We start from the raw sequence: 11,889 nt of genomic DNA on the forward strand, positions 1-11,889 counted from the left end.
CCGGAATTATATGGGATTACAGAAAATAATTTGTGGCAAGGCTCACGGATTCAGGTGGTACTCTATCTTCATCAGTAGGGTCATAGATGATATCAATGCCGATTGTCACGTTATCAATCACTCTTTCAAGCTCAATCATCATGCCGCTGCCCTTTGCATTGATTCCAGTAGATACCTTTGTTACTGTGAAACCTTCCATCATGCTTTCACTTACTCCTGCATAATCTCTGAATACTTTGTTCGCCATTGTCTGTTTTCTCCTTTCTTAGTCCTCAATGATTTCAGTTACATCAACACCAAGAGCATCTGCTAATCTTCCGGCAGATACAACAGATACTTCCCTCTGGTTCAGGATGACGTTCATCCTTGTCCGGCTCACCCCGTAGGCTTCTGCCAACTCTGTCACGCTCTTTTTCTTTCTTGCCCGGCAGATGTCGACTTTATCTCTGCTAATTCTCATTGGTTTACCTTCTTTCAACATTTTGTTGAATATATTCTCATTATATTCAACAAAATGTAAGATATCAATATCATTTTAACAATTTGTTGATTTTTCCCTGTATATATGATATTGTAATAGTGGGGGTGATAATTTGGACTTAAGTAATTTAAAAAAACTACGATGCGAAAGAAGTCTTTTACAAAAAGATATCGCAAAATATTTAGGGATAACTGTCGCCGCATATTCATTATATGAAACTGGCAAAAGAACACCTTCTATTGATGTACTCAAGAAACTATGCAAATTTTATAATATAGATATGGACTTACTTTTGGGATGGCGAGAACCTGAACAATACCATGTAGTTTATGGAAATCCATTTGAAGATAAAGAACAATCCTTAACACAAGAAGAATTAGACCAAAGATTAAAAGAAGAAGCCGCCAGAAATGCACCTAAATTTATGGGTTCTGATAACAGCATTTATACCGACCCAAACTTGCAAAAGCTATATGAAGTGGCTATTGAAAAAGCTGTGCGCCATGAAGAATTAACAGAAGAAGAAAAGCAAGTTATTATAGGCATTCCCGGACAGTTGCGACAAAAAGACGGTTCGTATGAAAATTTATATTCATTTGCCAGTTCAGGGGAAGAACTCTTATTGAATGATTATAGAAAACTAAGTGAAATTGGGCAATCAGAAGCCAGAAAACGTGTATCAGAACTAACCGAAATCCCCAGATACACCAAAACAGACGAACCACCCCAAGACTAGCCAAGCCACTTTTGGCTTCGGCTAAACCGCCAATGACTGTAATCAAAAATACATTCCCGAAAGGACACATGATTATGCCAAAATTAAAGCCCTCACCACAAGAAGAACGTAACCGAATCGTACGTTCATGTATTGCCGCAAAATAGCAACTCTATCCGCCCCATACAGGCGTTTTATACATTTATTGATGGAATTGTCATCAACAGCCATTATGCCTGTATATGGACGACTGGGAACGTCACAGGACATATTTAGCAACCCGCATTTCAAATGCAACCTGTTTTTCAATTTCAAATCGTGAAACTACTGCACCATGACAATATAATATGCTTAACCGGGGAGCCGATAGGGTGTGAATACCTCCGTTCCGAGCCTTGGACGGAAGGAGACGTTTTTATGACTACATATGAAGAATTCATGGTATTGCTCACGTTTGCGATTCTTATTGTTGCCATTTTGGACTATGTTGAACATAAAAAATAGCACCCCCGCTCTGACAAAGTAAAGGTGCTATTTTCACTAATATTTTCGCCGGAAACGGATAGGTGTGAACTATCGTATCGGCTACCTTGTTAAGCATATTATAAGCCATCCATGCAGGAATTTCAACCCCAAAACGAAAAAGCCCTGGCACACCAATGCCAGCGCATTTCAGATAGATACCATAAGGGATTATGATATGCCACATTTCATCAAAGCCAGTATATCACAATCCTTTATTTAATGTACCCAATTTTAAGAAAGGATTGATAATATTATGGCCAGCATCAGGAAAAGAGGGAAAAGCTACCAGATAACCGTGAGCAACGGCAGGGACATTCATGATAAGCAGATATTGGAGACTGCCACATGGACACCTGACCCCAATAAAACAGAGAAACAGAACCAGAAAGCATTAGAACGGTTCGCCATAGACTTTGAGGATAAGGTAAAAAGCGGCAAATACCTAAAAGGCGAAAAAATGACCTATCAGGAATATTCTGCATTATGGCTCTCTGAATATGCGGAAAAGCAAATGGAACGCACTTCCATTGAGCGGTGTGAAAACTCCCTGAATAACATCATCCTGCCAGCAATCGGGCATTTAAGGCTGTCAGAGATACAGCCATTACACTTAACCAAACTATACAGTGAACTTGCCGAACATGGCTATACCCAAAACGGAAAGCAAAAGCCTTACAGCGCAAGGACGATTAAGCGCATCCACCAAATCATTAGCAGCAGCCTGAATACCGCCGTATACTGGCAATTAATAGAAAGTAACCCCTGCCAGCGCGTAAAGCCTCCGAAAGTCGAAAAACAGGCAGATGTAAAACACTTTACCCTGGAGCAGACACAAGCCTTCCTTAACCAACTGGATACACCATATACCGTTGCGCATTGGGGACGAACAAAAAAGGATGGTTCTGAAAGCAAGAAGCATTATGAAACCAAAGAGATCCCCCTGCAGTTCAAAGCGCTTTTCCATCTTGCAATCTTTGGCGGATTCCGGCGCAGGGAACTGATTGCCTTAACCTGGGATGACATTGACTTCCAAAGCCATACTGTCACAGTCACTAAAGCATCTGCCCGGACAAAAGACGGCATCATCACAAAAGCCCCCAAAACCTTTTCCTCTAACAGAACAGTGACTCTTCCAGCTCACACAATAAATCTCATACGGAAATATAAAGCAGAACAGCAGAGATACCGCCTATCCCTGGGTACCTACTGGAAAGGCAGCAATTATCTGTTCATACAGGATGATGGCAAGCAAATGTATATATCCACTCCAAACAAAGTTTTTAAGAAAGTTATCCGCATATACAACGAAACACATGAGGATAAATTGCCGGAAATCACACTGCATGGTCTGCGGCATTCTCACGCCTCCCTACTCATTAGTATGGGCGAAACCTCCCTGTTATCAAAGGGCGGCTAGGGCATGAAAAATACAGGCACCCTTAGGAACCTATGGTTATCTGATTCTAACACCAATCTTGAAGTTGCCAATAAACTGACCGAATACCTCATTATACACCTGTCACGCAAAGCGTTGCAGACTATACGCGCAACCAGCACACCGCAGCCTATCACAAAGAAGTGAAATAAAAAATGCAATTGTAATGCAATAAAATGAGGAAAAAAGCCGCAAAACCTTATTACTGGCTCCTCGGCTCACCTCAGACTATTTGAACTCCTCGGCAGATAAATGAACTGGCTACTTTTATATGAGTTTCTATGAGTTTAATATACGTATTTTTTAATATCCTCGTATTTACGCCAGCCAAAGTTTTCAGCCCCAAAATAAAGCCATCAAATTTATTCACCTCAGTCTTAGACGAATACTAATAACCTATTTTTCTTGCTCGATCGATCTATAAATATTTCTAAATCGGATGGTAAAATATACCAAAACAATAAACAAATAAAAGTTATTTTATCATCCTTCACATATCCATCACTTAATTTGATAGAGTTATTGACAAAGCATTTCCCCATCTAGTTCTGTTTGAAACAAATACCATTTTTTTAGTATGTCTATTTCGCCAATGTTTCCTATTTTAAATTCTGCTTTCTTTTTTACGCTTGCGCATGGAAAAATATCACCATTATTTACAACATAAATCAACTCTACTCCAGCAGGACAAATATTCCTTTTACAATCATTCCTGCAAGGTAGAATATCTATTGCTCCAGAAACGGTTACTCTAAGTTTGTTTTTTCTTTTCAAGGCATTTCGTATAACATTTTTATAATACTGCTCGGTAACACCTATCTCTTCCCAACACTCCTTTGCTCTTCCATGTTTAATCAGCTTAAGTATTCTCACTTCTGTTATTCCTATATTCTCAGCCAACTCTATTATATCATTGAAACAAGACATATTTTTTCTTGTAACTACAGAATTAAATCGGGTCTCAACTCCCACAGCCTGTAAATGAGATATTGATTCATTAAGCATTTTGTATGAGCCTTGTAATTTTGTCATCCAATCATGTTCCTTTTCCAAATGACTGTATAGTGAGAAATAACATACCTTAAGACCACAATCTGCTAATTTTCTTGCATACTCCTCAGATATTGACCTTGCTTCTCCTGAATTCCATACAATACCGGTTGTAAACATTCCCAACCTGATGTCAGATATCTGCATTTGCAGATTATTGAGCGTCTTATCAAGATTTGTGTATAAAAGTGGTTCTCCCCCTGTTAGATAGATGTCTTTCTTTCCCTCTACACCCTTTAACAACTTTATCATATCCTGATCAGGGTATTTCTTTTGTTCCTTTAATTCTGATGCCATCGATGAGCAATGTCTACATTTTAATAAGCATTGATTTCCAATTTCAAAATGAATTTCCAATTCTATCCTTCTCCATTATATAAAATACTTTCTTACTTCATCCCATATTTCCTTCGCAATTTCGGCTTGTGATTTGTTCCCATTAATAGTAATGTAATTTTCTTCGTCCTTTAACTTTTCGAATGCCTCCAAATACTTTTCCCTAACCTTAATCAATCTTGATTTTTTTTCAAATAATTCCTGGTGATATCTGTTTTTTGCAATTCTTTCAATAGCTGTGTCCGGATCCACATCGATAAAAATAGTAATTGTCGGCTGTAGTATTTCTTTACTTTGCGCATTTGCTTGAATTACCCAATCCATTGGCATATCAATACTGTGATATGCGTAAGAAGAAAAATAATATCTATCAGTAATTACCGTTGTACCCTCTAATATACGGGACAACACTCCGTCCACATCATTTAATAAATGATCTAACCTATCAGCAACAAACAAACCAGCAATAACTCTATTATCTGTTTTAATTCTCCCAGTCATTATCTGATGAATCAATGAGCCTATTGGCGAGTCTGTCGGTTCCATTGTCGTATAACAATAAATACCCAGCTCTCTTAATTTATTTGATAACAATTGAATTTGAGTACTCTTTCCGCTTCCGTCAATTCCCTCAAAAGCAATAAATTTTCCTTTATTAACTTCCTGATTCTTTTGTATCCTGTTCTTCATATTTTAAAAACCTTTCTCGATTTTTCCCCATTTTTTTCACATAAGTACTTTCTAAATCTATGTTTAATTGATAAGATAATTTTAAAAGATATATAAAAACATCTGCCAGTTCTTCTTCTATATCTGACTTCTTTTCCTCTAATTTAAAATCACCTCTTACAATTTTCTTTACGATATTAGCAACTTCTCCTACTTCACCAGTTAATGAAACCATTAAAAATTCTAGCATTTCAATATTAGAATCCGTAATTTTGACATTCCATTTAAAGTTTCCTTTATGCTTACCATCAAATTCTTTTTGTAATTCTATTAGTTCTTGTATAGTCATAAAGTTTCCACCTTTTCAAGTTTTTTTATACTTTGCAATATTTTTGCTAGTAAACTGTCTATATTTTGTTCATAAGATTTTCCTCGGTCGCTTTGAATTGATTCATTTTTATGTATTTTGTCTAATTCTTCATATGCTTCTAAAACTTGTCTTAAGAGTCCAATTAGCTCTTCGCTATATATTTCTTTTTTTCCACTCTTTAACATCGCAGCATTAGAAGCCATCATTGCGCAATAAACCTGTTCCAGTCCTTTCGTTTTTATAACAGTTTCCTGACCATCACTTTTTTCTTTAATCAATTGATAAAGCTCCGAAAAATTTTTATAGTTTACAATTGTGGTAAGATCTGTCTGATTCATCGCATCAATTTCTGCCTTTAAAAAACAGTGAAATTTATCTATCTTTTGCACTCTAAATGCCGATATTACAACTTCTATATCTTCAAATGTAATGGCACTATCCTTTAATTTTTTTAACAAAAAGTCTATTTCACAAATATTTATTTTTAAAAATTGTTTCGCCTCTAATGCACGTAAATGCATATGAACAATTAGTTTTTCTCTATCTTTTCCAAATTGAATCGATGCAAGTGATGGTAGATAGTTTTTATCATCCAATGATTCCACTACACTTTCTATATTATATGTGGGCAATACAATCCGATTACTCGTTGGCTTTATCTTCAATGCATTAACAACATATTCGATCCCATTCATTTCTTGCATTTTATAATAAGAGCCATGATTAAAATAAAGTTGTTTTGGTACTTCATCAGCCTGCCACAATTTCCCCAATTCAAAATATGACCATTCGTTTTTTCCTATTTTTAACAGATCTTCATAAAAAAATTCTTCCAAATCCTGAACAAATTCTTTATATTTAGCTTTAATTTCCAGTCTCATATTATAAATTGGTGTCATAACGTTTAACGTATCCATCAATTGATGATACACTTTTGAGAAAGTACTACCCAAAAAAATATTACTAATTCCAGAATTGTTCAAATCTTTTATATCCCACGGCTCATTTCCACCATCTGCAAGGTATCTACAATTTAAAATCTTTAAAAAGAGATTATTCTTAAATTCTATAATATTAAATTGCGAATTAACATTTGTATTATTTCTGCTGAACAACGCACCCGTTCCAATTATTTTACACTGATTTTTCCCCAAACTTAAAATTTCTCTTCCATGAATATGTCCATGCAGAACACCTATTACATTATATTTATCAATCAAATTGGTTAGCTTCGCTGCGTTTCTAATAGGTGAACTGTCCTCTTCAAACATGCTCATAACAGTATGATGCAAAACAATTATTTTTTTAGTATTCTGTCCTAAGTCAACTAATTCCTGTTCAAGTGTATCATAATCAATGCATCCTTTTTCATGCTGATTTCCTTTGCAAGAGTTTACAAAAATAACCTTAGTTTCTAACCCTTTAATTTCAATCGTATAACACTTTTCTAATTTTTCTTTAGAAGGAGATTCATCATCTACTTCTAAAACAAATCCCACCAAATCATCCATATGCGTTGCATCATGATTCCCAGGGCAACATTTTATGATAACATTGTATTCTTTTTTAATTTCATCTTTGAATTTTGTAATCAAGCTTTCAGCTTTTTTATATCTATCTTCTATTTCATTACTAGATCCCGCCTTCATCCCTTTACTGTCTATAATATCACCACATAAACATATTAAAATGGTTTCCTCTCTGGGAATCTGATTTTTTATTAGCTCAGCACTTTTCAAGAAAAATTCTTCTTCTTCAGGTATTGTCAGATCAGATGCCCCTATGTGCAAATCCGCCATTTGTACAATATACATTTTAATTATTTGCCTCCTTTGTAGAAACTAGGATATTCTGAATAATTAAATCCTCCTAATGTTTCAAAATCATATAGTGCGTTCATGCCCACTGCTGCCAGTTGTTCCGCAATATTCTCTTCAGAAACCCAACTATTTTGTTGTTCCAAAGGTACTACCTCAACATTAACTTTTGATTTTCCAATTATATTTGCTGCAATCATTTCATAATCCCCATCCCAGATGATATAATATTTTTTAAATTCAATAACTCGAATTATTGGCATATCTGTGCCATTTTTTATATCAAGAATAACCCTTTCTAAAGTATCTGGATTAATTGACTCTATTGTTGTCATGGGATAAAGTACTTTGGGACTTACGCTTTTTATTTCATGCATATATATTTCTCCTTTTACACAAAAATTATTGTGGCAATTTTTTAATTATATCACATTCTGCCTTGTTTACAAATACATAATGGTGCTAATAGCATGTAAATACTATCACCCAAGAAATTTTTTCGAGGGCAGACTTTACCTGCCCCTATGCTTCTCTTTCCTTTTCTTCTGTTACAGTTCAAACTGCCGCTGTTTCTTTTCCTCCCATTGTCCTCGGCTCACAGTTCTACGCTCAGTTTTCAACTGCTCCTGTTGCAATTTTAACACCTACTGCGATTTTGTACCTTCTGTACCTGTTTTCGCACTTCTTGCTGTATCCGTTTCCGATTACGCCCAGCCTCTTTTACATCAGTTGCCTCAGCTGGACTAAATCTCAACCGATAATAATTTTTTAGAACAACATCATATTCCTCATAATCTTTTAGTTTCGCACCAAACGTAACCTTGCATACAGAGAACTTTCCCTCTGATATACATTCAAAAACACCTACCCGGAATGGAGCCTCAAAAAATACTATCAATCTGCCTGATACTTTGTCCATGACAATTCCTCCTTAAATGATTGTGATGAACAAAGAACGGATGACCCTAATGAGGGATGAGTACTTACACCAAACGGTGCGACCGGGCTACCTACTAACTCGCAAAAGATTACCTCTTACGTTGCGTTTTTATCTTTGCTCTTTGATTTTACCACATAATCTATTTATTATCCACAAGAACTAAATCACGAGAGCAATCTAAATACTTCTTCATCTGTCTCATCTGTCTATCGTAAGCAATAAATCAAGAACGTGTAATGAAATATTGGGCTTTTTCCTGTAAACTTAATTCTTCTGAATATTCCGTACAATGTCCATGCACTCGACGTCCGTCAGGACGCGCAATTTTGCCATCAGATTTTCCGCAGCCTTCCGTTGTTCGGGATTCTTTGTGTACCGGGCGGTCATGTAAAGCTCATTCGGGACTTTGGACTGATAATCACCCTCAACCTGAAAAAGTAGACTTTTTTCATTTAATTCCATGTGAATCTCCTTTCTCCTGAAAATGGATATGAAAAAGGGCGTCCACCTACAAAAGTGAAACATCCACGTCAATACCAGCCAAGCAATATGCCGAACCGCTGTTTCTATTTAATTTTGTCGTTAATGAAACAGCCTCCTTTTTTCGATATTTTTCTCGCCATGTTTCAACTTGGAAAAGGAATTGAATAAATGACGGCAAACGCTCAAACCCCTTGAAAATAAAGGCTTTTTCTGTTTGTCGTTATTATACCGTAATGGCACACATCCGCGACACTTCTGATTGCCCAAAATGTGGATGTAAAAACCGTATCCAGCCGTCTGGGGCATTCGGAAACTTCCACCACCATGGACATTTACGCACATGCCTTGCAAAAGCAAGATGAACTTGCCGCAGAATCCTTAGGCGAATTGTTCGCCCTAGAAGCACAAAAACAGTGTTAGTCAAATGTTAGTCAAAAACAAGTGAAGCACCCCGTCATGGAGTGCTTCACTTTTGCCATAAGCCTTGATTTTATTGGCTTTCCGTTAATCGATGCGACAGGATTTGAACCTGCGACCTCTGCGTCCCGAACGCAGCGCTCTACCAAGCTGAGCCACGCATCGACATCACTATGGCATAATAACACAATTTTCAAAATTTGTCAATATTACAATTCACAAAATTCCCCCAAAATTTATTCACCTGAATTACCAAAGTAAATGCCCTTGTTTTCTCATCATCGCATTTACTTTGGAAAACAGAAATTTTTTTAACTCCTCACGTCGATTTGCCGACGTTACTCCAACTCTATCATACTTCTGTCATTTGCCGCTGCTACTCTTTCTCCTTCATGACGCTCATATAAGCAGGACGGATGATCTTATTCATTCCAATCAGCTCTTCCATCCGGTGGGCGCTCCATCCCACAATCCGGGCAATGGCAAAAATTGCAGTATACAATTCCTGGGGAATTCCAAGCATTTCGTATACAAATCCGCTGTAAAAGTCCACGTTAGGGCTGACGCCTTTGAAAATCTTCCGTTCACCGGCAATCAGCTTCGGCGCCAATTCCTCAATACTGTTGTACAGGTACATATCGTCCCCGCGTCCCTTTGCTCCAGCCAGTTTTTCCACATAACTCTTAAACACACGCTCTCTTGGATCAGACAGGGAATAAACCGCATGGCCCATACCATAAATCAGGCCTTTCCGGTCAAAAGTTTCTCCTGAAAGGATTTTGGCAAGGTATGCTTCTATTTCATCTTTGTCATGAACATCCTTAATATTTTCCCGGATATTTTCCATCATTTCCATTACTTTGATATTGGCGCCGCCGTGCTTGGGACCCTTCAGAGAAGACATTGCCGCTGCGATGGAAGAATAGGTGTCAGAACCGGAAGAAGTCACCACTCTGGTGGTAAAAGTAGAGTTATTTCCTCCGCCATGCTCCATATGCAAAAGCAAAGCCACATCCAGCACCTTGGCTTCCAGCTTGCTGTACTTCTTATCCGGCCGAAGCATCATCAGCAGATTCTCTGCAGTGGAAAGCTCTGGCTCCGGCCTGTGTATGTACATACTGTCATCATTCTCATAATGGTTATAAGCATGATATCCATATACCGCCAGCATCGGGAAAATACTGATTAACTCAATGCACTGCCGCAGGCTGTTGCTGATCACATCAGGAGAATTCACATGACTGTCATAAGAAGCCAGCGTCAGAATACTCCTTGTCATAGAATTCATAATATCCTTTGTAGGAGCCTTCATAATGACATCCCTGGTAAAATTCGTAGGAAGGGTTCTGCAATTAGCCATAATTTTGCAAAATTCACACAGTTCTTCTTCCGTAGGCATTTCCCCAAACAGCAGCAGGTAGGCCGTTCTCTCAAAGCCAAACCCATTCTCTCCCATCTGTCTTACCAGATTCTGTACATTGTAGCCGCGGTACCACAACTGTCCATCGCAAGGCGTCTTCACACCGTTCACATCTTCAAAAGAAACAATTTTGGAAATAGTTGTAAGCCCAGTCAGGACACCCTTCCCATTCATGTCGCGAAGCCCCCGGTTTACCCCGTATTCTTCAAACAATGCATCCGAAATACTGTCATTTTTCCTGCAGATTTCTTCCTGCTTCATGGCGTAATCCATCAATTCATTTTCATTTCTCATAGATTTCATCCCTCCTAAGCCTGAACTATCGGTTGATTCAGAGCAGAATCATCCAGTAGTTAATTGTTTAATTTTAAACTATATTATCATAAAAACACTGCTCTGCCAACTGTTTTTATAAATATTTAAGAATTTCACCAGGCAATCCTGATTTTCCATACCACTTTCACATTCTGTTTCTGCATTCCCAAACGGCCGGATTGGCGGCACAAATAGTTCTGATATATCAGGAATTCCGCAGCGCATCCCTGATATTTTGATTCACTTTTCTGGAAACCTGAAGCAGCACCTGACGCTCCTCCTCCGTTACCCCTTTTAAAATCATATTATACATCTGGTTACGCAGTTCGGTTGCCTTCCCGATAATTCCCACTGCCTTTTCCGTCAGTACAAGATGCACACACCTGCGATCCTCTTCATCTTGAATGGTATGGATCAACTGCTGCTTCACCATACGGTCTACCGACTGGGAAATATGCCCCTTATTAAATAAATTCAGGCTGCAGATATCTTTTGACGTATTGTGTTCTCCGGATTTGTAAAGAAAATACAGGATATCAATATCAATTTTCCGCAGATGGTATTCTTCACGCAATGTTTCGATTTTCCGGTTATATAATGTTTGAAACTGAGTTCCCTGCAATAACCCTTCCAGCATCCAGTCCATCGATTCCACCTCTAGTATCATTTTAAACTGAATATACCACTTGTCCCTTTAAAATTCAAGTGGTATATTTCCGTTTTCAGCCTATAGAATTCCCCTGCAGGCTCTACTCGGGAGTTTGACAGTTGAATAAAGCCAAACATCCTTCAGGCCTTATAAAGCCTGTATTTTTTTGTCAAATTTTACCTATATATATTGCGTGATTTTACGTGATGTACTAAAATATAAAGAGATTGGAGTTGTTTCTTATGCGTTTAAAGGTTTCCCGTTCAA

12 protein-coding genes, 1 tRNA gene and 3 pseudogenes are annotated in these 11,889 nt (G+C 37.6%); 4 read left to right on the forward strand and 12 right to left on the reverse strand.

Features of this window, described 5'->3' with window-relative positions; genetic code table 11:
• Positions 1-16 precede the first annotated feature (16 nt).
• Together E5329_RS25965 and E5329_RS25970 are read right to left on the reverse strand one after the other, a co-directional pair.
• The gene (locus E5329_RS25965; RefSeq protein WP_135992117.1) at positions 17-247 is read right to left on the reverse strand and encodes a hypothetical protein; all 231 of its coding nucleotides are present in this window, start codon (positions 245-247) and stop codon (positions 17-19) included.
• 18 nt (positions 248-265) lie between these two features.
• Complete coding sequence (locus E5329_RS25970) at positions 266-460, reverse strand: helix-turn-helix domain-containing protein (RefSeq protein ID WP_135992118.1); 195 nt, start codon at positions 458-460, stop codon at positions 266-268.
• 133 nt (positions 461-593) lie between these two features.
• Here E5329_RS25970 and E5329_RS25975 point away from each other — a divergent pair, with 133 nt between their 5' ends.
• The 4 genes and pseudogenes from E5329_RS25975 to E5329_RS32905 form a co-directional block, all read left to right on the forward strand.
• Complete coding sequence (locus E5329_RS25975; protein ID WP_135992119.1) at positions 594-1,217, forward strand: helix-turn-helix domain-containing protein; 624 nt, start codon at positions 594-596, stop codon at positions 1,215-1,217.
• 396 nt (positions 1,218-1,613) lie between these two features.
• Entirely contained in the window at positions 1,614-1,700 is an 87-nt protein-coding gene (locus E5329_RS32720; RefSeq protein ID WP_408634702.1) for a putative holin-like toxin, read from the forward strand.
• A 478-nt stretch (positions 1,701-2,178) separates the two neighbouring features.
• Positions 2,179-3,048, forward strand: a pseudogene (locus tag E5329_RS25985) (tyrosine-type recombinase/integrase); the annotation flags it as partial.
• Between the two features lie 6 nt (positions 3,049-3,054).
• A pseudogene (locus E5329_RS32905) lies at positions 3,055-3,308 on the forward strand (site-specific integrase); the annotation flags it as partial.
• A gap of 367 nt (positions 3,309-3,675) precedes the next feature.
• On the opposite strand, the gene E5329_RS25990 reads toward E5329_RS32905, so the two are convergent.
• From E5329_RS25990 to E5329_RS26040, 10 genes and pseudogenes are all read right to left on the reverse strand, one after another.
• Positions 3,676-4,563, reverse strand: coding sequence for a radical SAM/SPASM domain-containing protein (locus tag E5329_RS25990; RefSeq protein ID WP_135992122.1), 888 nt, complete (start codon positions 4,561-4,563; stop codon positions 3,676-3,678).
• Positions 4,564-4,578: 15 nt separating this feature from the next.
• The gene (gene tmk, locus E5329_RS25995; RefSeq protein ID WP_135992123.1) at positions 4,579-5,232 is read right to left on the reverse strand and encodes a dTMP kinase; all 654 of its coding nucleotides are present in this window, start codon (positions 5,230-5,232) and stop codon (positions 4,579-4,581) included.
• Complete coding sequence (locus E5329_RS26000) at positions 5,198-5,560, reverse strand: MazG nucleotide pyrophosphohydrolase domain-containing protein (RefSeq protein ID WP_135992124.1); 363 nt, start codon at positions 5,558-5,560, stop codon at positions 5,198-5,200. Before E5329_RS26000 ends, tmk begins: the two co-directional genes overlap by 35 nt.
• Entirely contained in the window at positions 5,557-7,395 is a 1,839-nt protein-coding gene (locus E5329_RS26005) for a metallophosphoesterase family protein (RefSeq protein ID WP_135992125.1), read from the reverse strand. Before E5329_RS26005 ends, E5329_RS26000 begins: the two co-directional genes overlap by 4 nt.
• Positions 7,396-7,400: 5 nt before the next feature.
• A complete protein-coding gene (locus E5329_RS26010; protein ID WP_135992126.1) occupies positions 7,401-7,775 on the reverse strand; it encodes a hypothetical protein in 375 nt (124 codons plus the stop codon).
• Positions 7,776-7,946: 171 nt separating this feature from the next.
• A pseudogene (locus E5329_RS26015) lies at positions 7,947-8,317 on the reverse strand (YjdF family protein).
• Positions 8,318-8,602: 285 nt separating this feature from the next.
• A complete protein-coding gene (locus tag E5329_RS26020; protein ID WP_275443762.1) occupies positions 8,603-8,800 on the reverse strand; it encodes a hypothetical protein in 198 nt (65 codons plus the stop codon).
• Between the two features lie 529 nt (positions 8,801-9,329).
• Positions 9,330-9,403: transfer RNA gene (locus tag E5329_RS26030), tRNA-Pro, on the reverse strand.
• 211 nt (positions 9,404-9,614) lie between these two features.
• On the reverse strand, positions 9,615-10,961 hold the full coding sequence (locus tag E5329_RS26035; protein WP_408634700.1) for a citrate/2-methylcitrate synthase: 1,347 nt from the start codon (positions 10,959-10,961) through the stop codon (positions 9,615-9,617).
• 217 nt (positions 10,962-11,178) lie between these two features.
• Positions 11,179-11,619 carry a MarR family winged helix-turn-helix transcriptional regulator gene (locus E5329_RS26040; protein WP_135992128.1) on the reverse strand — a complete coding sequence of 147 codons (441 nt, stop codon included), beginning with the start codon at positions 11,617-11,619 and terminating at the stop codon, positions 11,179-11,181.
• Positions 11,620-11,889: the final 270 nt, after the last annotated feature.

The sequence above is a fragment of the Petralouisia muris genome, from assembly GCF_004793545.1.
Taxonomy (GTDB): domain Bacteria; phylum Bacillota; class Clostridia; order Lachnospirales; family Lachnospiraceae; genus Petralouisia; species Petralouisia muris.